This window comes from Spiroplasma endosymbiont of Crioceris asparagi, assembly GCF_964020035.1.
Taxonomy (GTDB): domain Bacteria; phylum Bacillota_I; class Bacilli_A; order Mycoplasmatales; family Mycoplasmataceae; genus TIUS-1.
The window spans coordinates 137,920-161,191 of sequence record NZ_OZ026475.1 but is presented as its reverse complement, the minus strand read 5'-3'; the positions used below and the strand labels follow the sequence as shown (position 1 = coordinate 161,191).

Below are 23,272 nucleotides of genomic sequence, written 5' to 3'. Positions count from 1 at the left end.
AATTAAAAAACTAAATAATAATTTTTTTTACCTTTTTTAATTATATAAAATTTTGATATTATTTTTTTAATATTATTAATTATAGTCTCATTATCTTCTATTTTTAAATTATTTATACTTATAGCTCCAGATTTAATTAACTCTCTTGCTTCACGATTAGATGAACAAATACTAGTCTCAACAAGTAGTTCTAAAACAGTTTTTGCATTTTTGATTTCATGATGAGGAAATGTTTTAATAATTTTTAGTAATTTGTCTTCAGGAAGTTCAATTATGTTGCCTTTAAACAAAGCTTCAGATATTTCTAAAGCATTTTGTAATGCTTCTTTTCCATAAACAAATTTCACAACCTCACTAGCCAATCTTTTTTGTGCCAATCTTTTAAATGGTTGTTGTTTATGTTCGTCCATAATAAGTTTAATTTCTTTCAATTCTAATGTTGTTAGAAAACAAATTAATTTTTCCACTTGATCATCATCTTGATTAATTAAAAATTGATATAACTCATATTCATTTGTTTTATTGATATCAATTCAGATTGTTCCGCTTTCTGATTTACCAAATTTTTGTCCATCTTTTTTTGTTAATAAATTAAAAGTAATTCCACATGCTTTTGAATCTTTAATTACAGAAGAAGCGATAAAATCAATTCCGCTTGTAATGTTACCCCACTGATCTGAACCACCTAATTGCACCATACAGTTATGATCTTTATATAGGTTATAAAAATCATATCCTTGTAATAATGTATATGTAAATTCTGTAAAACTTAGACCATTACTAATTCTAGAAGCGATATTTTCTTTGTTTAATAAATATGAAATATTAAAACTTTTTCCAACATCTCTTAAAAAATCTAACACGTTTAAATTTTTATAAAATTCAGCATTATCTACAACTTGAATATTTGGAATTAATTTTTTTATTTGTTCTTGAATTTTGTTTGTGTTTTGTTTAACAACACTATTATCTAGCAAAACTCTTTCAGCACTCTTAAATGATGGATCACCAATCATCCCTGTGGCACCACCAATTAATGCTATTGGTTTAAAACCATAATTTTGAAATCTAATAAGATTTACAATTTGAATTAAATGACCAATGTGTAAAGAATCTGCTGTGGGGTCAAATCCACAATATATCGCACTATGATTTTTTTGTGCTTCTATAATTTTATTTTTATTAGTAAATTGTTTTAAAACACCTAATTTTTCTAATTCATCTAAAATGTTTTTCATATTATTCTTTTTCTTTCTCTTGATCAGATTTTGTTGCTAAATCTTCAGTAACTTTTTCAGAAATTGTTTTTGATTTATTATATACATCACTTGCCTTATCAATAATATTTACACTCATTAATGCTAAATCTTTTGTAACCAATTTCATATTTTCTGACTTTGCTAAATCTTTAGAAATTTTTAAAGACTTGTTTGCTAATTTTTCAACAATTTTATATGCAAGTTCTTTAGTTTTTACAATATCTAATTCTTCTTCTAATTCTTTGATTTCATTAATTTTCATTTCAATCTCAGAAGAAATTTCATCATTCTTACCTGAATTAGATTTTTCTCAAACTTCATCAATATTTTCAATTAATTTTTTTAACTGTGGTTTATATTTTTTTAAATAATCAACGAAATCTGCACGTATTTCGACACCCCTCTTGGGAGCTAACATCATTCCTAAAAAAAATAATCCAAGACTTTTAACAATTTTCGCCATAAATAATTACCACACTAATCTTCTGAGTTTGCAAAATCTCTTAATTTATCAATCAACTTATAAATAACATCTTTATTTTGAGTTGCAACTTTTGATCAAGATTTAACATTTCTTTTTGCTAAGGCATCAAATAAGTCAACATAATTTGAAATCCTGTTGATAGAGTCAACTGTTGAATTTAACATTTCTGACTTATATGTTAGATCTTCATAAAAATAATTTATTTTTTTTGCTGCAGAACCAATTCTCTTAAAGGTAAATGCAATATACAAAATAACAATTATAGCGATTGCAAAAAACACAATTGTTAAAATTCTAGCAGTAGTTTCTAATGTTTGTGATTCTGATAAAAATAATAAATTATTCATTTGAATACCTCTTCTTATTAGTTAATTATATATTATTTATTATTTTTTTGGTTTTGGTTTTTATTTACTAAAACATTTAAAAGTTTTCCATTAGGATTTTCTTTTAAGCGTTTTTGATTCTCTTCACTTAATTTTCGTCTCTTTTCAAGTTGTTCATGAATATCGTGACTATTGTAAGAACTTTTATTTAATTGATTGGCCTTTTGTCTATATGAATTTGCACTATTAGACTTACTTAAATCAGTAAATAAATAGTCTGGTATCTCACCACCATTTTTTTTGATTTCTTCAATAAGTGCCATTTTCTTTTGAGTTTCACTAGACTGATAAACTTTTTCAATATTTTGTTCATTTGTTTTTTTTGCATTTTGAATTATTCCACTTAGTGGGGAACTTTCATTAACTTTTTTAAACTGAATTTTTTCATCTAATGTCGGAGTAGATTTTACTTTTTCAATAATTTTTTTATTTTGCTGTGCTCTTTGTTTTTCTTCTGGTGATCCAACTAATATTGGTTCTATATTTAACAAAGGGTCATCATCAAAAGCATCATGGTTAGGAATTCTTTCCTTCTCCAATCTTTCGTATTCAGAAATTTTATTTGGTTTTTTAAAAAACAATTTGAACTTTTTAAATACAGTCATTTTTCTCCTATAAATTTATTTTTTTAAGTTTATCACTATTAATATTTTTTCTACCAACTTTTGATTGTTCTTCGCCACTAACCAAAACAAGATCTCCTGTAAAGTGAATTTTGTTTTTTGTGATTGCTTCACCAACACCATAAATGTCAACTGGCACATTTTGTTTTTCAAACAATCTAATTTTTTCTTCGTCAAATCCAGATGACACAATAATTTTTACGTGTTCAAAACCATTATCATCTAATGATTTTCTTAAAATTTTTATTAAAGTTGAATTTACTCCATGATTTTCAGTACTTACTTCTTTTTTACCTTGTAAAGATTTATCAATTAAGGCATTTGAAGTATCAACTCTTACGGCAAATAAATCTTTTCCAAATGATTGAGCTGCTTTTAACGAATCATTAATCACATCATTGTTGTAATCAACCAAGGCAACTAAATTATTATTAGGAAATTCTTTTTTATACATTTCTAAAGCCTTAATCAAATCACCTTTGAATAAAGCAATTAAAGAGTGTGGCATTGTTCCAGTAGTTGTTTTAATTTCTTCACTTACAACTTCTGTTGCTGCTTCAGTTACAAGATTTTTAATACCACCTATAAAAGATGCATATCCATCAATTTGTTGATTTAAAAAATAATCATTTCTATCATTCATATTAAGAATTGTTTTACCATTAGCAACTTGACTTATTCTTTGACAATTAGTTGCAATAGAAGTGGCTCTTGATAATATTCCATCAAACAAACCCTCAAAGTGAATAAAATCTTCATATTTACCAGTAATTTTTAACACTGGTTCACCTTCATTAACTCGATCGCCATCTTGTAAAGCATAAACTTCAATTTTGTCTTCAAGATTATTCATTCGCAAAATTTCAAAAATAAATTCTAATCCACAAACAACAACATCATTTTGTCTTTGAAATCATTGCATAGTAACCATACTATTTTCTAAATTATTTTTTGCAATAATTCTTGATTTTTTAAAATAGTCAGCCGAATAATAATTATCAATTATCCTTTTATCCAAATTTATTTTGTACTTCATTTTAAATTAACTCCTCTAAATTTTGGCCAATGACTGTTTCTTTTGATAATTCAATAATTCCTTTATCATTAAATTTGTTTTTAATGTTAAGTTCTTTTGCAGAACATAACATTCCAAATGATTCATAACCGCTTAACTTACCTTTTGTTATTTGTAATCCACTAGGCATTCATGAACCAACTGTGGCCAAAATTGTTTTCATACCTTTTTTTACGTTTGCAGCTCCGCAAACAACTTGTAATGTTTGCTTACCATCAAAAACTTTGCAGACTGTTAAATGTGTGTTTGGAATCATTGTAGTTTCCATCACTTCAACAACTACAAATTGAGGTTCCAAATTTATTTCAATTCCTAAATTATCTTTAATTAATTTTTTTGCTAATAAAACCAAATTAGTTGACGGTTCTATATCAATAACATTTATGGCAACAATTTCATCATCATTTAACATTATGATCATATTTTTATGTTCTTTAATTTGATTTCATGATTTTCCTGAAAACAAAATAAATAACGTCTTAAAAAAATCATTGTATTTAACTAGAACTTTACTTGAATTAACTTTCATATTTTGGTGCCTTTTTATATTATATATATTATAATCATATATTATGTCGAGGTAATAATGAATAAAAAAATAGCAATAGTAGTTGATTCAGCTTGCGGTCCCCAAAAGCTTAAAGAATCAGTTGACGTAAGCAATGTATTTTTAATTCCCCTTCTTATAACAACAGAAGATGGAAGAGAAATTAAAGATGATGAAAATTTTAAAATAGAAGAATTAGAAGCAATTATTAAAAAAAATGAAGACTTAAAAACTTCACAAACTCCACCAGGAATGGTTTTAGAAAAATGAGATGAAATTTTAAATAGCTATGATTACATAATTAATTTACCAATTTCAAGTGGATTATCAGGTCAATATGACAAATTATGTATGTTGGCAAATGATGAAAAATATAAAGGTAGAGTATTTGTATGTGATACAAACGGAATTTCTTTAATTCTTTACAGATATATCACAATTATTCAACAAAGAATTAATGAAGGTTGAGATGCAGAAAAAATAAAAAATGAGATTGATGAGATTGCCTCAAAGGTTAAGGGTTTTATTGTAGTAAAAAGTTTAAAAAGACTTGTTAAAGGCGGAAGAGTTGGGGCTGGTGTCGCAACACTTGCAAAAGTTTTAAAAATATTTCCTATTCTTGAATGAAATGGAAGAATTGAAAAAGCTGGAAAAGCTAGGACTTGAAAAAAAGCGGTTGATGAGTCAATTAGAATGGTATCAAAAATAGACACTGAAAATAAAATAATTGACATGGGATGATCACTACAAAATGAAGATGATAAAAATTATCTTTTAGGTGAGCTAAAAAAACAAGGCTTTGAAGTTAGAACAATCGCTGTCATCCCGGCAGTTCTTACAGCACATGTAGGATTAGATGTTTTTGCCATAATGAAAGGTATTGAGGTTAAATAAAGATGAAAAAAATAGGTATTTTAATTGATAGTTCTTCAGGTATAACTGAAGCAGAAATCAAAGATACAAATATTGAATTAATTCCCTTAACAATTGTTATGAATGGCACAACAGAATTTGATGATACTAAAGAAAATGCCAAAAAACATGACTTACTAAAAGTTATTGATGGAAATGGAAAAGTAACAACCTCTCTTGCTTCACAAGGAAAATTAGAAAACAAATATTCTGAAATGTTGAAAGAATATGAACACATTTTTCATATAGCAATATCTGAAAAATTATCAAGTATGAAAAAAATAGCTTTTATAGTTTCAAAAGATAAACAATTTGATGGTCGTATCACTTTAGTTGATGAAACTGTTGAAGCATCTACAATGAAATATTTAGCGTTGGCTTTAAATGAAAAAATACAAGCAGGACTTGAAAAACATGATGATGTTATTAATTTTATTAAAGACTACAATTCAAAAACTTTAATAATGTTTATTCCGGGAGATATTAAAAGATTGGCTAAATCAGGTCGTGGAACTGGAATATTGGCATCATTTTTATCAGCATTAAACACTAAAGTGTTAATTGCATGAGGAGCACAACCTAAAAGAGTCGGAATGACTAGAAAAATGGATGCTGCAATTCAAAAAGCAATTATCTATGCTAAAGATAAAAAAATGTCAATGGATAATGTTATTTATGTTAAATCTAAAGCTTTAAAACCAATGTTTGATAAACTTACTAAAGAAAGATTAATAAAAGAAAAAATTAACTATGTTGAAGAAGAATTACCATCAGTGTTTGCTTGTCATGCTGGGGTTAATTCACTAGCTTTAATGTTTTTACCAAAATCAAATTAATTTAAATAATAAAAATAAAAGTTAACCACCGCGGTGGTTAACTTTTTTATTTTTTTGGCAGGGATGGTAGGACTCGAACCCACAACACTTAGTTTTGGAGACTAATGTTCTGCCATTGAACTACATCCCTATAGTAAAACCGCCCTCCGGCGGCTTTTTTCTATGGCAGGGGTAGCAGGACTCGAACCCACAACACTCGGTTTTGAAGACCGATGTTCTACCATTGAACTATACCCCTAATAATAAAATCATTATTTATTGTGTTCTTTGCAAGCACCATGCATTTCAATTTTATAATGATTTATTTCTATGTTTGTTTTTTTTGAAAATTCCTTAAATGTTGATTGTAATTTTTCATTTAAGTTTTTATCTTCTAAATCAATAATCTTGTCACACTCATCACATTTAATGTGCACTAAATATGGTTTTATTGCTTCATAAATAATTAACTTACCGTTAAATGTATTTGCATAAATTAAATGTTTTTCTAAAAACAAATCAATATTATTGTAAACTGACATTACATTTACTTTATCTATTTTTGTTTTTAAAATTTCAATTAATTCATTTATATTAAAATGACTTTTAGAAGCTAAAACATCAATAATCAATAATCTTAAATCAGTAATTTTTATTTTCAATTCCTTTAATCTTTTTAAATAAAAATCTTTTATGCTTTCATCTACCATAACTATTTTTTTAATGTTTCAATAATTTCCAAAAGATCTTTAATAGTCGAAATTTCCATCAATTTATCATCAGGAATTTGAATATCTAAAGCACTTTCTAAATCCACAATTGAATCCATTAAGTCTAATGAATCTATACCTAAATCTTTAATTATTGATTCTGGAGTAATTTCTACAGAAACCCCTTTTTGGATTAGTGATTCCTTAATTTGTTCAAAATATTTCATATACAATACTCCTTTTAATAATATTATATATTTTATATCTTATAAGTTCATATAAATTTTTTAGTTTTTCCTTCATAAGTTGCACATGCTATTCTTGTATTAAAATTGTCATCATATGAAAATTCAAGTCCTTGATTACTTTTAGTTGGTAACAAATTTAAAAACTTTTTAAAAAAAATAAATTGAAATTCTTCTATATTTATATTTCAATTTCCCTCTACTCTTCTTAACATTTCACTTTTTTCTGTCATTGTAAATTTAATATTTGTATCTTCTTTTCCAAAATCAGGAACTTTCATCCCATTAATAAATGTAATTTTTATTTCATGTTTTGAATAATATTGACCATTAGTAGTCGGTACTATGAAAAATTGACTATCTTTTAATGATTCAATTTTTACTCAATTTATATTTAAATTAATATTTTTTTCCCGTACTGCTTTAATTAATTCTAAATTTGTTAAATCATCTTGATAACCAATTTCTTTTACTAAGATAATATTTTCTAGGTTAATTTTATCAGGTTGTGGATTGGGTTTGGGATCAGGATTGGGTTTAGGTTTTGGATTTGGTTTGGGATCAGGATTGGGTTTAGGTTTTGGATTTGGTTTGGGATCAGGATCTGAATCAGAATTTGGTTCTGTCTTATGGTTATAATTCATTTTATTTGAAAAATAATTAACATAGATAAATCTATAAGCAAAATATGTAAATCCACTTCCAATTGATAAAATTAATAAAATTGACAAAACTATTTTTATTTTTTTATTCATTAAAGTAATCCTCAAATTCTTTAAATGTAAATTTTTTAATTTTATCTATATCTTTTAGTTTTCATTTAATAAATTTAGAGTTTATTAAATTTTTTTTGTTTTCTGTTTTTAAAAACATTTTGTCAATTTCTTTATCTTCAATTCAATTTTTAGTAAATGCAAATAAAATATCATCAATGTCTATTTCATAAGTTAAATCAACTTTTCCTTTAAAATATGGATTTCTAATTATTCCGTTTTCACCATCCTTATCTGTTTTAACTAACTTTTTAGAAAAATCAAACTTTGTTTTAAATTTTAAATTGTATTGGTAATTAGATTTGACTTTATTAATTTCTAATTCCGGTTTAATTATTTCATAATATTTTTTGTCTTCATTATCATTAAAATTAAACTTTGTTATATTATTTTTAGCTATTCCTTCATTTAAGAATGCATTAATTAATGATAGTAACTCGGGGTTATGTTTAGTATCAAAATAACATTGAAATTTTTTAAACAAGAATTTTTTGTTTAGTTGAAAACTATAATCATCAAGAACATTTAAAAATTTAAATTGTTCATCAACAAGTGAATAACATACACCTTCTTCACTTTCATTAGACCATTTTACAAATAAACTGATTACTCCCGGAACTTTTCAACCGTATTTTTCTCCAGGTTTTAATTTAGTTCTATTAATTTGTTTGTTTGTATTTAAAGTTAGTTTTCCATTAAAAACATTACCACTTTCTTGATTTTGTAATTTATATTCTAAATTGATTTTAGAATCATTTAAATCTTTGATTGGTATTTTTGCACACTCTCAATATTGTGTTCCATAAAAATCCATACATGATGTTGTTTGTTCTTTTGTTATTCAATAATTTTTATTTGTTATGTCATTTTTAAGAGTTTTTAATCCATCATTTGTATTTAATGCAAATGATGTTAAATAAGGATTTAATGTCTCAACACCATATGAAGCATCACAACGATAATTGGGTCTGAAATAGAATTTATAAAATTCTTTTCCATCAACATTAAACTTATAATCAAAAAAAATTACATCTAAACCAACGAAATCATATTGTTCAGAAATTTTAGGATCATTATTTTTATTAAGTGGACTTTTAATTTGTATATCCATAATTGCCTCCATTTTTTACATCGTGTATTTTTGTAATAAATTGTTGACGAAATAAAAAAAGCGATTGCTCGCTTGTTTTTCTTTATGGGGCGTATAAAGGGAATTGAACCCTCGTATGTCGGAACCACAACCCGATGCGTTAACCACTTCGCCACATACGCCATATTAATAAACACTCGTAATTATACTACAAGCATTTATGATAATGTTAAAAGTTGTGGTTTTTCAAGGAAATTTTTGACTAATTTTAAAAATGCTTTAGCATCATTTTGCTCGCAAATTCTGCGATCATATGTCAATGATATTTTTAAAGTAGCAACATTTAAAATGCGATTTTTATTTTTGTCATGAATTTCTTTTCTCACCACTTTACCTAAAGAAATTGCAGCTGAATTATTTGGTTGAATTTTTAATGATGCAATTGCATTTAGATGTCCAAAGTTAGCAACTGTTATTGTTGGTTCTTCTGGATAAATATGTTTTTCTCCCCTAATTTCTGCAGTAATTTTTGAAATATCTTTTGCAATATTTTTAATTGTTAAATTTTCAACACTTTTAATAACAGGCACTAAAGTATTTCCTTCATAATCAATTACTAAACCAATATTTTGTTCTTCAAAAATTTCAGTTCCATAATTAGAATTAAAATTTGAATTAAAAATTTTATATTTATTTAATGCTAATGAAATTGCTTTTATTACAAAGGCCATTGTTGAAAATACAAATTTATTATTTCCAATTTCTTTCATTTCGTTTTTAATTTTAAAAATTGATGAAATATTAACTTCTTCAACAACAACATCTGGAATTTTAGTATCAATTTTTTTAATTAATCTATTTGATTTAGATTCAGAAAAATCTTCATCTTCTAATGAAAATAAATCATCAACAACATCTTCTTTAATGTCATTAAAGTCATTTGTGTTTTCCAAAACCTGTGTTCTTAGTTCTTGTACTTCTCTACGTAATTGTGCCAATTCATCAATAGCAGATGGAGCTTCAACAAAGTTTTTTTCAGGTAATTCACTTTCTTCAATTTCATGAATTTCTTCTTTTTTAAATCTGATAGTTGAAATTGGTGAAGGCATTCTGATTTGTTGTTCATCAGGTTGTTGTTGTTTTTCAATTTTGATGTCACTTAATTTATCTTTATATAAATGAAAGATATTTTTTAATTTTAATCATTTAATAAAATCATCACGACCATCTGGTGTGTCTTTAAATTTTATATTAACTACTCTGCCAGTTCTAGGGTCAATTGTTTTCGATTCTCTTAAAAAATGAATTGGAATTTGAACACCACCAATTTCTTCAATTATCTCTTTTGTACCACCATTTTGTGATTCATATATTCTTTTACGATTATTGATATTACTATTATTCACACGTGCATCATTTAAAATACGATCAGCTTCTTCACGATCATAAAAACTCATAATCTTTTTTTCAGCATAAGTACGATCAGTTTTTGGTTTTTTAGAAATTTTAGAAATTATTGTATCAGTTTGTGGATCACTTGAATTACTAGTTTCTAGTTGTTTACTATATTTTGTTGAATCATCATCTAATTCTAAAGTGCCCTCTTTAAAATCTTGCATTCTTTTATCAATAACATTTCTTAATGTTTTAGGTTTACCATCATCATCTAAAAAATCTTGTGAATCTACTTTTTTTTCTACAAATTCTTCGTAATCTTCTTGTGCTAAAAAATCGCTTCTTCTTTTTTCTACCAAATCTCTAAAACGACTTTTATTATTTCTTAAATCTTTTTCAAATAATTTAGATTTATTGTCAGACATGTGATTCCTCTTGCTTTATTTAATTATACATTATGTTTTAGTATTTTGTTGTTGGCACTAAAATACCTTTTTTAACAAGTTTTTGATAACGCTGTGCTTCTCTTAAATTATTTTTAACAAAGTTAACATCTCTACGTGATAAATTTTTATAAATTTGTTTTAAATTTTTCTCTTCATTTTTTAGTTTTAATGCTTGAGATTGTGCACTTCATTTTTTTTCAAGTCTTACTTGTTGTTCTGTTTTTTTATGTTCTGCTCATAAAATTTTTCTATCTTCTGGAGTCATTAATTTTAATGAGTGTTTAAAATTTTTAATAGCAATTTTTTTAGTTGTTTTTTCAGCTTTTCTAGTTGCTTTCATTTTAACCAAACTAACTTTTCTTTGAATTTTACGATATTTATGTTCTTCTGGGGTAATTTGAACACCACGTAAATCATGTCAACTATAGTATTTTTTATTATTAATTTTTAAATTTATTGCACATAACCCAATAACAGAAAGTGTAATTAAACAAACACATACAACTGTAGTTAAAATATATTGAATTCTTGGTCTACTATGATCAAAATCAACTATTCAATCACCATTGCTATTTTGATGACGTAATACATATGAATTTATGTCTAAAAATCAATATGGGTAATACATTTGTGATGAAAATGGTTTTTTATAGTTTAATATCCCAAAGGCTTTTGCTTGTTCCTCATTATTAATATTATAATTTCATCAAGATTGAGGTCCATAACTACTATAAATATGAGTGTAAAAATCTGGCCCAAACATTTGAAATCTCAAATATCCTCTTATTAATATAAAAATTAAATAAAATATTGGATAAGCACATAATGCACCTAGACCAAATTTTGAAAATTCTTTTAAATTAACATATCTACTTCCACAAGAATTTAAAAATGTAAAAATCATAATTCATGGAATAACTAAGTGAAGGATAACTGTTGTAAATCAATTAATTGGTCTATAAGCGCCCGCCTCACTACTAGATAAAACTAACCCAAATCAAAAAACTATAAAAGTAATTGTAATATAAATTGTTACAGCTAAATCTAAACCAAATAATTTTTTAGTTCCATAAAATTGTGAAGAACAAACAGTTAGTATTAAATAAACCAAAACAATATAATTTGTTTGGGTTGTTCAAAAAGCATAGTAAATATTCAATCTTTCCATTGTTGGAATTCCAACTAGATTTTTCTTGGGAAAATAAAATTGTGAAAAAAAGTCAATTACCAAAAACATTACTAAAATTATCAAAATTGTAAATTTTAATGAAAATTCGGTATTTCTAGTTAATTTCATTGTTACTCCTTTTTATTTTGAAAAAACGCAATTTCTTTTTGTTTTGAAGAAGATATTTTTCTTTTATCATCATATGTTATAAAAAAAATTGATTTTAGTTCTTTATTTAGAATATGATTTACATCTGCTATCTCAAATTCATATTCTAAATCAGTTTTATCTCTAATACCTCTAATTAAGAATTTTACACCTAAATCTTTAGCAATGTCTGCAATAAGATTAGTTTCATTAATTAAAATTTTTATTTTAGGATTATCTATTATTTTTTCAATGTTTTGTTTTCTTTCAAGTGCTGAGGTTGATACTTTTTTGTTAATATTTTTAGCAATGATTACATAGACTAGATCAAACACTTCCATTGCTTGTTTTAAAACTTGCAAATGGCCTTCGTGAAATGGATCAAATGTGCCTGCATATATTGCTTTTTTCATATGTCACCTTTTAGACTATTTAACCACAAAATTAATGATTTTATTTATTACAACTATTTCTTTTAAAATATTTTTATCTTGTAATTGTTTTTTAATATTTTCAATTGATTTAGCTTCCTTAATTAAAGAATCTTTAGAAGTATCTTTTTTAACATTTAAGGTTGCTTTAACTTTACCATTAATTTGAATTGGAATTATTACTTCATCAATTTCAATTTTCTTAGGATCAAATATTGGTCAAGGTTGAGCATAAATAGAATCTTTATGACCCAAAAACTCTCACAGTTCTTCTGCAATATGTGGTGCTATTGGTGATAACATTATTAGGAATTTTTCAAAATATTCTTTATAAACTGGTTGATCTTCTTTATAAACTTGATTTACAAATAACATTAATTGTGAAACTCCGGTGTTATATTTAAAGTCTTCCATCATTTGTGTGTATTTTTGTAACACACTATTAAAAATAAAATCTAATGAACCATTGTTTTTATCTGTTGTTTTTGTGTTCTTAATCATTCTGAATACTCTATCTAATCATTTGCGAGCACCATCCAGACCCTTTTCACTTCATTGTAGCGATGCTTCAACGGGAGCCATAAACACATTGTATAATCTCAAGCAGTCTGCACCATGAGAATTAATTATTTCTTCTGGATTTATAACATTACCTTTTGACTTCGACATTTTTTCACCATTAGAATCTAAAACTATTCCTTGGTTAATAAGTTTTTTAAATGGTTCTTTTGTAGGAACAATTCCCAAATCATATAAAAAGCGATGTCAAAATCTTGCATATAACAAATGACCAACTGCATGCTCTTGTCCACCAACATAAATATCTACTGGTAATCATTTTTTAAATAATGCTTTTGCTTCTGAAGATTGAATATCTAAAAACTCATTTGGAGACGTTGCTAAAATATATGCTAAATGATATCAACTTGATGCCGCTCATTGAGGCATGGTATTTGTTTCTCTCACCAATTTTTTACCATCTCTTTCAATGTGTAATCAATCAGTTAAGTTAGCAAGCGGTGATTCACCAGTACCTGATGGTTTTATATAATCTGCTTTTGGTAGTTCTACTGGTAATTCTTTTTCTAATAAAACAATATTATTATTTTCATCAAATGCTAATGGAAATGGTTCACCATAAAATCTTTGTCTTGAAAACAATCAATCTCTTAATTTGTAATTAACCTTTAAAGTACATTTTTTATTTTTAGTTAAATTTTTGATTACTAAATTTTTAGCATCATCGCGTTTTTGAAGACCATCTAAATATTCAGAATTAATATATTTTGATTCTCCAACAAATGCCTTAGTTTTATCTTCTGATTCTAAAATAAATTTGATTGGTAAATTGTAGTTAGATGCAAATTTAAAGTCTCTTTCATCATGTGCAGGAACTGCCATAACACTTCCTGTTGCATAATCATTTAAAACATAGTCTCCGGTCCATATTTGAACTTCTTCACCATTAATTGGATTAATTGCATAACGCCCCAAAAATACACCATTTTTAGGTTTTGAATCATCTTGTCTTTCAATATCGGTTTTGGCACTTGTTTGTTTAATGTAATCATCAACTAATTTTTCTTGTTTTTTAGAAACTAATTTTTTAACTAAATTATTTTCTGGAGCTAACACAATATATGAAACTCCAAAAATAGTATCTGCTCTTGTTGTAAAAACTGAAATTTTTTCAGCTGAATCTTTTACATCAAATTCAATTACTGTTCCTGCAGATTTTCCAATTCAATTTTTTTGTAAATCTTTAATTGATTTTGATCAATCTAATTCATTTAAACCATCTAGCAATTCATCAGCATAATTAGTTATTTTTAAAACTCATTGACGCATTGGTTTTTTGAAAACATCAAAACCACCAACTTCTGAAACGGTTTTTCCATTTTTAGTTTCAATTTCTTCATTTGCTAAAACTGTTCCAAGTCCAGGACATCAATTTACATTTACATTTCTAATTTCTGCTAAACCCTTTTTAAATAGCTCACAAAATATTCATTGTGTAATTTTATAGTAATTGGGATTTGACGTAATAATTTCTTTGTCGAAGTCATATGAATAACCCATTTTTTTTAATTGGGTTCTAAAATTAGCAATATTTTTTAAAGTAAAATCACGAGGATCATTTCCTGTTTTTAAAGCATATTGTTCTGCTGGAAGACCGAATGCATCATATCCAATTGGGTGTAAAACATCAAAGCCTTGGTGTTTTTTAAACCTTGCAAACACATCAGTTGCTGTATAACCTTTGGTATGTCCAACATGCAATCCTGCGCCCGAAGGATAAGGAAACATATCTAATACATAAATTTTTTGTTTGCTTTGATCTGTTGTTTTAAAAGTTTTATTTTCTTCTCAAACTTTTTGTCATTTTTTTTCAATTGCTTTGTGAGAAAATTCCATTTTATTTTTTCCTTTTAGTTTGAAATTTATATATTTTATTTAAAAAATATTTTTGCGGTAATAACTTAAATGATAAAGTTACTAGTTTATTAATTTTTCCAATTATAATATAATTTTTATTTGTCTTGAATGCTTTGTTTAAAGATTTTTTTGCAAAAACATTTGTATCTATTGAATTGAATTTTGAATAATTTGCTTTTTTCTTTCCATCAGTTATTCTTAAAAGAAAATCAGTTTTTAACAATACTGGGCAAACCGTTACTAATCTAACTTTTGATTTTGATTTTTTAAGTTCAGTATTAATTGCTACACCCAAATTTAATACATATGCCTTTGAAGCATAATAACTTGAAAACCCTGGACCAGGAATAAAACTAGCAATTGATCCAATATTGATTATTCTTCCCTTATTATTAATTTGAAATTTTTGAATAAATAATTTTGAAATTATATGAAGACAATTAATATTTAAATTAATCATGTTTAATTCTTTTTCTAAATCTGTTTCAGTAAATTTACCTAAAACACCATATCCGGCATTATTTATAACAAGAGTGATATTTAAATCTTTAGTTAATTCAAATAACTTCATTGCACTTTCATTGCTCGAAAGATCAAGATTAATTTTTTTGATTTCCACATTTGGATTAATTGTTTTTAATTCGTCTAATGTGTCAGTATTTCGTGCCACGCCAACAACATTAAAACCTTTTTTTAATAATTCTTTACAATAAGCAAATCCAAGTCCTTTTGAAGCACCAGTAACTATTGCTCACCCTTTTTCATTAATCATGTTTTCTTGTGCTTGTATCAAGCAGTCCTTTACGATTTAAGTAAATATAATTTATTAAAGAAGTTATTGATAATAAAATTGCGATGTATGTTGGAATTAACAACATTTGACTTGTAAAAGAGTAAATATCAATACTTAATATTTTACAATTTGCAAAAAACAATATTGATAAACCAATCATTTGCACAGCGGCTTTAATTTTTCCTAATTTATTTGCAGGAACAATTACCTTTTGTGAAGACATAACTTGTCTAATTACATCCATTATAAAATCTCTTGCAACAAAAATTAAAACTGCTCAAATAGGAATTACATTTAAATACCCAAACATTACTAAAACTAAATTAGTTAAAAGCTTATCAGCTATTGTATCAAAAAATTTTCCAAATGTTGTTACTTGATTATGATGTCTTGCGATATAACCATCCAAAAAGTCACTTAATGAAGCAATAATGAAAATAATTCCTGCAAGTATCATTACCAATGAAATTTCATAGCTGCTTCCAATTTTAATGTCTATTAAACCATGATGTTTTTCATCCAAAAACATTAAAACCAAAACTATTGGTATTAAGATTATTCTTAAAAGTGTTATTTTGTTTGCTCAATTCATATGTTTACTCCATTAAATATATTATAAATAAATATCTTAAATTTTACACTATAGATTGAAGCCATTTTTTTCTTTTATAAAAATAAATGGCAAAGAAAAACTTCGTAGATTCTAATGCAAAAACAATAAATTGAATTCAAATAATACTAATACTGATTGTAAATTTTGAATTTATATTTGTCACTCTTGTGTTATATAAAATTAAAACTGACAATACTGGTAATGTAATACACCATGTAACAATGGAGTCTAATAAAAATGCTTGGAGCGTTTTCCCACCTGTCCGTATTATTGAATAACAAGAGTTATCAACAATTACAATTGGATAAAAGAAAGAATATATTGCAATTGTTCAAAAAGCAATATTTTTAGCTTCGTGACTGGCATTTGTGTATAGATGATTAGGAACTAGATATGCCATTAAAAATCCCATCATCATTAATATTACTGAAATCATAACCGATAACTTAATCAAATGTTCTGCATTATAATTTGCTTCTTCAAATTTTTTCTTTCCTAAGGTATTACCAACAAGTACAGAAATTCCCGCACTAAAACCATGATAAATTGGAGAAAATAAAATAGTTAATACAGTTTCAAAAATTGCGTTAGCTGTTAAAGAATCAGCTGAATATTTTGCTTTTAATTTAACTTGTAATACAACACCTAAAGAAAACATTATTTCACTTGCAACTAACGGTAATGCTTTTTTCATTGCCTTAGTTCAAACACCTAATGGTATTTTGAAACTTGCTCATCTTGGAATAAACTCATATTTTTTAAAATTTAGTAATAATAAAATAAACACTAACTGAAAGACTCTTGAGATTCCAGTTCCTATACCAGAACCTTGAACACCATAACCAATCCCAATAATTCCACTCAAAATACTATTTGGTAAAGTAAATATTGCATTACCTGTAAAATTAGAAACTAAGGCAATAACTGCCATAATGAAAGAAGCTTTTGGTCTTCCTGTTTCTCTAAGTACTGAAATAAATGTTAAGTTAATTGCTAAAATTGGGTAACTTCATGAAATTGATTTAAAATACATCGCCCCTTCTTTTATCGACATTTGATCAACTTGATTTTGAATGTATCAATAAAATTCTTGTGCTTGTTCTCTATTTGTTATTTTTTCAATATAATGTCCTGCACCATTACCGTGAGAGTCAATAGTTAATTTCATTAATGCTTCAGGTAAACCAGGAATAAATCTAAACATACCTACCAATACTCCGATAGAAACTGTGACATATAATTTTAAACATACTATATTTCTTAGTTTGGCATTTTCTTCCGCACCAAAATATTGAGCAGAATAAACTCCTGCTCCATAACAAAATCCTGTTATAGTACAAAACATAATTAAAAATATTTGGTTTGAAGCAACAACTCCGTTAACAGCAATTTGACCAGCATGATATTTAAATAGTTGAAGTCCATTTAAAACGTCTTTACTTAAATTGTTTCAACCGCTATCTTCAATTTGTTGATTTAAATCTTTTAATCCATCAATTTGTCTTTCTTTTAAAAAGTTAACAAATATGTTGTCAATAATATCAGTTGATGCTGAAACGATTTCTTGCAACACAGCCCATAAAATAAGCGTTATTGCTAATTTATATCAATTCTTTGTTGCAAAAAAACGTTTACGAATTTTGTTTTTAGAAGGATTATTAATATTTGTAGTTTGAAATGGATCATTTTGCAATGATTCTTGATTATCAATAAACATAAATATTCTTTCTCCTCTCTAAACAAATAAAATAGGACATTAAATGTCCCGCTTGTAAAATTTCTAAAATGGTCGGAACAAGTGGACTCGAACCACCGACCTCACCCTTATCAGGGGTGCGCTCTAACCAGCTGAGCTATGCTCCGGAATAGTGTGATGGGTCACACTTTTAATAACTAAAAATTTAGTTTCTAAATGGTGGTTTTGGACGGAATTGAACCGCCGACACATTGAGCTTCAATCAATTGCTCTACCAACTGAGCTACAAAACCATCTGGCGACTCCAACGGGACTCGAACCCGTGATCTCCTCCGTGACAGGGAGGCGCGATAACCAACTTCGCTATGGAGCCATTGGTTGCGGGGGCAGGACTTGAACCTACGACCTCCGGGTTATGAGCCCGACGAGCTACCAACTGCTCTACCCCGCGATAAAAAAATGGCGGAAGATGAGGGATTCGAACCCCCGCTCGGGTTTCCCCGACTCTCGGTTTTCAAGACCGACCCCTTCAACCGGACTTGGGTAATCTTCCTTGTTTTTTGGTCCCTCACAATTCGTCATTTTTAATTTTCAAATTATGGTGGACCTTATTGGACTCGAACCAATGACCGTCCGGTTATGAGCCGGATGCTCTAACCAACTGAGCTAAAGGTCCAATAATAAAATAATATGGTAGCGGGGAAGGGACTTGAACCCTTGACCTCCCGGGTATGAGCCGAGCGCTCTAGACCAGCTGAGCTACCCCGCCATATTGGTGGACCCGATCGGGATCGAACCGACGACCCCCTGCGTGCAAGGCAGGTGCTCTCCCAGCTGAGCTACGGGCCCAAATTAATGGTCGGGAAGACAGGATTCGAACCTGCGACCCTTCGGTCCCAAACCGAATGCTCTACCAAGCTGAGCCACTTCCCGATTAAACGAATATTTTTCAATATTCATTGGTTTTTATCTGGCGCGCCATAAGGGACTCGAACCCCTAACCTTTTGATCCGTAGTCAAACGATCTATCCAATTGATCTAATGGCGCATAAAAAAACACAACAATATTATATATTACATTTACACTCTTTTATATAAATAAAAGACATTTTTTATTATATCAAATAATTATTAAAGAAATAAAAAATCTGCTAATTTAGCAGAAATTTCTAAAATGGAGGTACCAGTCGGATTCGAACCGACGATCAGAGTGTTGCAGACTCGTGCCTTAGACCAGCTTGGCCATGGTACCATTACAAAATTAATTATACTAAAATTGATAATTAATTTTGTAAAATATAAAAAACAGTGATTGTTGTTTTATATTAATTATTTTTGCATTCTTATTTTATTATAAGAATCAACCAATTGTTTTTCTAATTCCTTACTTAACATTTGGAATGGAACTGCGTTTTGTTCAGGTATTGGTTTATATCAATCATTTAAAAAATTATCAAAATATGTTTTATTTTCAGCATATGTTGGTACTAAATATCCAGTTTCATCAACAAGTTGATCTTGAGTATTTTGTTCATAAATAAATGAAATAAATTTATAACATAAATCTGTATTTTTTGCATTTTTAGAAATAACCATATTGTCGGTTCACGCATTTGTGGTTTCTCCATTACGTTGTGGTGAACCTTGAACAAACGGAGCAATTGATGAATCCCAATTTTTATGAGCATTCATATAATCATCTGTTGCTGAAACACTATCACCATTATATAAAGTGGCCACATCAAAATCACCAAGTTGCACTTTAGTCATTAAATCATCTGTGTATAGACCAACATTTTTTCGACCTTTAATTAAATTTATTAAATCACTAGTAGCTTTTGTTATTTGATCTGAAGCATCTCCAAAATCTTTGAATTCACCATTCTCATATTTTTTTCCAGGAGTTGCTATTTGAAAGTCTTTTTCTAATGCGTACATAAATAAATTTTTATCGTCATCATTTAAACAAAGATTTAAATTATTGTCTGCCGCCCTTCATAAAATATCTCAAGATAATTTTTGTTGATTTGTAATTGCACCGGTTTTTGCGTTATATTTAATGTCATTATCTTTTAAAAATTTAACAACATTTTTATGTTGCATATTAAAGACAACTCTTACATCACCCCAAAAATAAGGAGCACAATAATCTTTTAATGTTAATTCACTTGTTTGTGAATTAACTGGTAATAAGTCTTTTGTGATTTTATCTCTATCTATTTTAGTTTTGTTCAATTGAGAAAGTAGTGTTTTATTAACACCATCAGTTCCCTTTTTTCCACCAATTGTAATTTTATTTCAATCTATTGGTTGTAAGTAACTTTCTTCAGCCATTTTCTTTACCATATAATCACTAGGAACCATAACATCATAATTATATGTGATATTTTTGTTATATAAAATTTCATTAGAATCATATTGTTGATAATTAACTTTAACGTTGTATTTTTTTTCAAAATCAGTAACCAAAGACATTCTTATATAACTTCCTCAATTACCAATTACAATGTCATAAACATTATTTAAAGCATATGTTACTGCCAAAATAATAAATGAAGTTCCAAATAAAATAATTACCATAAATACTTTCAAGTTTTTAAATCTTCATTTATTTACATTAATTTCATGACCTTCTACATTTATATAGTCGGGGTAATATTTTATATATAATTTTTCTTTTTTATTATTAATATCAGCAATTTTAGCTTGAAGTTTAATAACTTTGTTTTTTGCTTTAGTAATAATTTTTGTTTTTTTATCATCTTTTATTAAAAATGAAACAAATACAAGGTTTTTAATAACACTTAATTTTGCATAAACATTTTGAATTTTTTTACTTTGTGCTTGTTTTAAAAGAGCTAACTTAGCAATTGTTTTTTTAAGTTTAACTTTAGATTTACCTTCAATGATTTCAAATTTTCTAACTTCTAGTTTTTCAATATGATTTAAATATCATTGTTTTTCTTTTTTGTTTTCAACTTGTGCTAGTTCATCTTTAAATTCATCAATGGTATTTTGAATGTCAGTAACTTTTTTAAGGACATAACTTTCATGTTCTTTTTGTCACTCAATTTCATATTCTCAATGTTTAATTTTTTTATTTAGTTTTTCAATTATAGAATTAATTTTTTCAATTTTAGATTTGCTATCTAGACTATCTAGTTGTTTTAACAAATCCTCTTTTTTAAAAATCGCATTTTGATATTTTTCTTGCAAAAGAATTTGATTTTTGATTTTTTTATTTAAAACTTCTTTTTTTCATTCTAGTTTAGAAATTTTAGAATCATAGTTTCTTATTTGATTTATTTTTAAACATAAAAATAAATATCTATATTTAATTAATAAAAATATATTTTTTGTTTTTTTAGTAAAAGTTTTGTAATCAATAATTCCTTGATAATAAGCAATTTTTTTCTCAAATTTATTAATTTTTTTAATTTTATACTCATTGTTTTTTAATTGATTTTTTTCAGCCGCTTTTTTATTGACGATTGATTTATATATGTTAAACAAAATAATAATTGCAAAAATTGAAGAAACAAGCAATGTTCCAAAGGCATTAATGTATGGTTCAATTTTTTTAGCGGTATAAATAAATGTTGAGACGTTAGTTTGATCTCCACCATTAAAATATGAAATTATAAAATCATCAAATGACATTGAAAAACAAATTGCTGCTGCTGTAATAATTGATGGTAAAAGTGAAGGCAAGATTACTTTAAATATTGTTTGTCTTTGAGTTGAACCTAAATCTTCACTAGCAGCAATAATATTTTTATCAATTCTTTTTAAAAATGGCATTACGGTAATAATTACATATGGAACATTAAAAGAAACGTGGGATGCAATTAATGTTAGTATTCCAAACTTTATCCCCATTATAATAAATACAACCATTAAACTAACTGCTGTAATAATATCTGCATTTACTAATGGAATATTAGCAATTGCATAATATCTTCTAGATTTTTTGGGACTAATTTTTGATAACCCGATAACAGCCATAACTCCAATAACAATTGATATGATTGTTGAAGTAATTGCCACAAATAAAGATGTTGTAATTGATTTTAAAAATGGTGAATTTTTAATTAAATTATCATATCAATAAAATGAAAACGAATTAAAAGTATATTCTGAGCCATCCTTACTATTGAAAGAATAAAACATCATAATTGCAATCGGTAAATAAAGCGCCAACAAAATAATTGCTAGATAGCTAGATCTGATAAATTTTTTCATTTTTTACCCCTTCCTGACTCAAATGTTTTTGATAGTAGATTTAAAACTAAAATTAAGAATAAAACAACGATTGCTAAAACAACTGCAATTGCAGACCCCTGTCCAAAGTCACTTCCTTGTAAGAAATATGATTCAATAATTGAAGTAATAAATGTCACTCTTCCATCACCTAAATAAGAAACAACTAAAAGTGTTGTTGATGCTTGAATTAAAACAAGTGAAAAGGCAGTTATCACTCCCGGAATAGAATATCTAAATATAATCTCTCAAAATGTTTTTAAACGACTTGCTTTTAAATCATATGCAGCTTGTACTAATAACTTATCTTGTTTTTCTAATGCATTGTAAATTGGAGCAATTGCAAATGGTAAAAACATATATACCATTCCAATAACAATTGCTACTGGGGTTCCAAAAACTGAAGGCATTAGCAATAAAAATAATGTTTTCAATCCAATTGTTTTTAAAATCATATTAATTCAAATTGGTAATGTTACAAGAATTCAAATATTTCTTGTTGCTGTTTTTGATTTTAATGAAGCTAATATTAAAGCAATTGGATAAGCAAATACTACAGAAACCATACTTGCAATAAAGGCTAAAAATAATGATTTGAATAATACCCATATAAAAGAACCATCCTTCATTAAACTAGTGAAATGATCAAATCTGATTTTAAACATTGTAGCATCGTTTGTTGGTTTTACAATTGAATAAACAACGATTGCAATAATTGGTAAAATGATTAAAAATATCATAACAAAAAAGAATGGTGCTAATATAGCTCATGACTTACTAATAAAGTTTTTATCAACAAATTTTATAATCTTATTAGTTTTTTTGGGTGCTTTGGGTTCATCAATTTCTTCCAAAATATTAACTTCAATATCTTGAATTTTTTTTGAAATTTCTTCTGTGATGTTCATGCTTTGGTTTGAAGAATTTGTACTACTTTTTGAAACTTTTTCCATATCCACAATACCTCT

At 26.9% G+C, this 23,272-nt stretch carries 21 protein-coding genes and 14 tRNA genes; 2 read left to right on the top strand and 33 right to left on the bottom strand.

Annotated elements, in window-relative coordinates:
• Window positions 1-2 precede the first annotated feature (2 nt).
• Genes tyrS through ytpR form a run of 6 tightly spaced genes read right to left on the bottom strand, consistent with a single transcriptional unit; the run spans window position 3 to window position 4,356 of the window.
• Window positions 3-1,238: a tyrosine--tRNA ligase gene (tyrS, locus tag AACL01_RS00810; protein WP_339022983.1), complete on the bottom strand. Its 1,236-nt coding sequence runs from the start codon at window positions 1,236-1,238 to the stop codon at window positions 3-5.
• A gap of 1 nt (window position 1,239) precedes the next feature.
• Window positions 1,240-1,722: a hypothetical protein gene (locus AACL01_RS00805; RefSeq protein WP_339022982.1), complete on the bottom strand. Its 483-nt coding sequence runs from the start codon at window positions 1,720-1,722 to the stop codon at window positions 1,240-1,242.
• 14 nt (window positions 1,723-1,736) lie between these two features.
• Window positions 1,737-2,090 (bottom strand): hypothetical protein, encoded by a 354-nt coding sequence (locus tag AACL01_RS00800; RefSeq protein WP_339022981.1) that lies wholly within the window; start codon window positions 2,088-2,090, stop codon window positions 1,737-1,739.
• Between the two features lie 32 nt (window positions 2,091-2,122).
• Window positions 2,123-2,734, bottom strand: coding sequence for a hypothetical protein (locus AACL01_RS00795; RefSeq protein WP_339022980.1), 612 nt, complete (start codon window positions 2,732-2,734; stop codon window positions 2,123-2,125).
• A 7-nt stretch (window positions 2,735-2,741) separates the two neighbouring features.
• A complete protein-coding gene (locus tag AACL01_RS00790; RefSeq protein WP_339022978.1) occupies window positions 2,742-3,788 on the bottom strand; it encodes a nicotinate phosphoribosyltransferase in 1,047 nt (348 codons plus the stop codon).
• 1 nt (window position 3,789) lies between these two features.
• Window positions 3,790-4,356, bottom strand: a complete 567-nt coding sequence (gene ytpR / locus AACL01_RS00785) for a YtpR family tRNA-binding protein (RefSeq protein ID WP_339022977.1) — start codon at window positions 4,354-4,356, stop codon at window positions 3,790-3,792.
• Window positions 4,357-4,413: 57 nt separating this feature from the next.
• Here ytpR and AACL01_RS00780 point away from each other — a divergent pair, with 57 nt between their 5' ends.
• A complete protein-coding gene (locus AACL01_RS00780; RefSeq protein WP_339022976.1) occupies window positions 4,414-5,268 on the top strand; it encodes a DegV family protein in 855 nt (284 codons plus the stop codon).
• A gap of 2 nt (window positions 5,269-5,270) precedes the next feature.
• Window positions 5,271-6,122, top strand: a complete 852-nt coding sequence (locus tag AACL01_RS00775; RefSeq protein WP_339022973.1) for a DegV family protein — start codon at window positions 5,271-5,273, stop codon at window positions 6,120-6,122.
• A gap of 55 nt (window positions 6,123-6,177) precedes the next feature.
• Here AACL01_RS00775 and AACL01_RS00770 read toward each other — a convergent pair.
• From AACL01_RS00770 to potB, 27 genes are all read right to left on the bottom strand, one after another.
• Window positions 6,178-6,252 (bottom strand) — tRNA-Trp (locus tag AACL01_RS00770).
• A 33-nt stretch (window positions 6,253-6,285) separates the two neighbouring features.
• Window positions 6,286-6,360 (bottom strand) — tRNA-Trp (locus tag AACL01_RS00765).
• Between the two features lie 13 nt (window positions 6,361-6,373).
• On the bottom strand, window positions 6,374-6,811 hold the full coding sequence (locus AACL01_RS00760; protein ID WP_339022971.1) for a Fur family transcriptional regulator: 438 nt from the start codon (window positions 6,809-6,811) through the stop codon (window positions 6,374-6,376).
• Between the two features lie 2 nt (window positions 6,812-6,813).
• On the bottom strand, window positions 6,814-7,038 hold the full coding sequence (locus AACL01_RS00755) for an acyl carrier protein (RefSeq protein ID WP_339022970.1): 225 nt from the start codon (window positions 7,036-7,038) through the stop codon (window positions 6,814-6,816).
• A gap of 32 nt (window positions 7,039-7,070) precedes the next feature.
• On the bottom strand, window positions 7,071-7,811 hold the full coding sequence (locus AACL01_RS00750) for a hypothetical protein (RefSeq protein ID WP_339022968.1): 741 nt from the start codon (window positions 7,809-7,811) through the stop codon (window positions 7,071-7,073).
• Window positions 7,804-8,940, bottom strand: coding sequence for a hypothetical protein (locus AACL01_RS00745; protein WP_339022967.1), 1,137 nt, complete (start codon window positions 8,938-8,940; stop codon window positions 7,804-7,806). Before AACL01_RS00745 ends, AACL01_RS00750 begins: the two co-directional genes overlap by 8 nt.
• A gap of 85 nt (window positions 8,941-9,025) precedes the next feature.
• Window positions 9,026-9,101 (bottom strand) — tRNA-His (locus AACL01_RS00740).
• Between the two features lie 36 nt (window positions 9,102-9,137).
• Window positions 9,138-10,739, bottom strand: a complete 1,602-nt coding sequence (locus AACL01_RS00735; RefSeq protein WP_339022964.1) for a 2-oxo acid dehydrogenase subunit E2 — start codon at window positions 10,737-10,739, stop codon at window positions 9,138-9,140.
• Between the two features lie 37 nt (window positions 10,740-10,776).
• Entirely contained in the window at window positions 10,777-12,057 is a 1,281-nt protein-coding gene (locus tag AACL01_RS00730; RefSeq protein ID WP_339022962.1) for a hypothetical protein, read from the bottom strand.
• Window positions 12,058-12,059: 2 nt separating this feature from the next.
• Complete coding sequence (gene coaD, locus AACL01_RS00725; RefSeq protein ID WP_339022961.1) at window positions 12,060-12,488, bottom strand: pantetheine-phosphate adenylyltransferase; 429 nt, start codon at window positions 12,486-12,488, stop codon at window positions 12,060-12,062.
• 15 nt (window positions 12,489-12,503) lie between these two features.
• The gene (gene leuS / locus AACL01_RS00720; protein ID WP_339022959.1) at window positions 12,504-14,921 is read right to left on the bottom strand and encodes a leucine--tRNA ligase; all 2,418 of its coding nucleotides are present in this window, start codon (window positions 14,919-14,921) and stop codon (window positions 12,504-12,506) included.
• Window position 14,922: 1 nt separating this feature from the next.
• Complete coding sequence (locus AACL01_RS00715; RefSeq protein ID WP_339022956.1) at window positions 14,923-15,735, bottom strand: SDR family NAD(P)-dependent oxidoreductase; 813 nt, start codon at window positions 15,733-15,735, stop codon at window positions 14,923-14,925.
• Window positions 15,707-16,327: a CDP-diacylglycerol--glycerol-3-phosphate 3-phosphatidyltransferase gene (gene pgsA, locus AACL01_RS00710; RefSeq protein ID WP_339022954.1), complete on the bottom strand. Its 621-nt coding sequence runs from the start codon at window positions 16,325-16,327 to the stop codon at window positions 15,707-15,709. The genes AACL01_RS00715 and pgsA overlap by 29 nt, the downstream gene beginning before the upstream one ends.
• Before the next feature lie 43 nt (window positions 16,328-16,370).
• Window positions 16,371-18,065 (bottom strand): MATE family efflux transporter, encoded by a 1,695-nt coding sequence (locus AACL01_RS00705; protein WP_339022953.1) that lies wholly within the window; start codon window positions 18,063-18,065, stop codon window positions 16,371-16,373.
• A gap of 69 nt (window positions 18,066-18,134) precedes the next feature.
• Window positions 18,135-18,211, bottom strand: a tRNA-Ile gene (locus AACL01_RS00700).
• 50 nt (window positions 18,212-18,261) lie between these two features.
• Window positions 18,262-18,337, bottom strand: a tRNA-Phe gene (locus tag AACL01_RS00695).
• 3 nt (window positions 18,338-18,340) lie between these two features.
• Window positions 18,341-18,417 (bottom strand) — tRNA-Asp (locus AACL01_RS00690).
• Window positions 18,418-18,419: 2 nt separating this feature from the next.
• Window positions 18,420-18,495, bottom strand: a tRNA-Met gene (locus AACL01_RS00685).
• A gap of 9 nt (window positions 18,496-18,504) precedes the next feature.
• Window positions 18,505-18,597: transfer RNA gene (locus tag AACL01_RS00680), tRNA-Ser, on the bottom strand.
• A 46-nt stretch (window positions 18,598-18,643) separates the two neighbouring features.
• Window positions 18,644-18,720 (bottom strand) — tRNA-Ile (locus AACL01_RS00675).
• A 15-nt stretch (window positions 18,721-18,735) separates the two neighbouring features.
• Window positions 18,736-18,813: transfer RNA gene (locus tag AACL01_RS00670), tRNA-Met, on the bottom strand.
• Window positions 18,814-18,817: 4 nt separating this feature from the next.
• Window positions 18,818-18,893: transfer RNA gene (locus AACL01_RS00665), tRNA-Ala, on the bottom strand.
• Window positions 18,894-18,900: 7 nt separating this feature from the next.
• Window positions 18,901-18,977, bottom strand: a tRNA-Pro gene (locus AACL01_RS00660).
• Between the two features lie 38 nt (window positions 18,978-19,015).
• A tRNA-Arg gene (locus AACL01_RS00655) sits at window positions 19,016-19,092 on the bottom strand.
• Between the two features lie 127 nt (window positions 19,093-19,219).
• Window positions 19,220-19,296, bottom strand: a tRNA-Cys gene (locus AACL01_RS00650).
• Between the two features lie 77 nt (window positions 19,297-19,373).
• Complete coding sequence (locus AACL01_RS00645; protein ID WP_339022951.1) at window positions 19,374-22,286, bottom strand: extracellular solute-binding protein; 2,913 nt, start codon at window positions 22,284-22,286, stop codon at window positions 19,374-19,376.
• Complete coding sequence (gene potB, locus AACL01_RS00640; protein WP_339022950.1) at window positions 22,256-23,257, bottom strand: spermidine/putrescine ABC transporter permease; 1,002 nt, start codon at window positions 23,255-23,257, stop codon at window positions 22,256-22,258. The genes AACL01_RS00645 and potB overlap by 31 nt, the downstream gene beginning before the upstream one ends.
• Window positions 23,258-23,272: the final 15 nt, after the last annotated feature.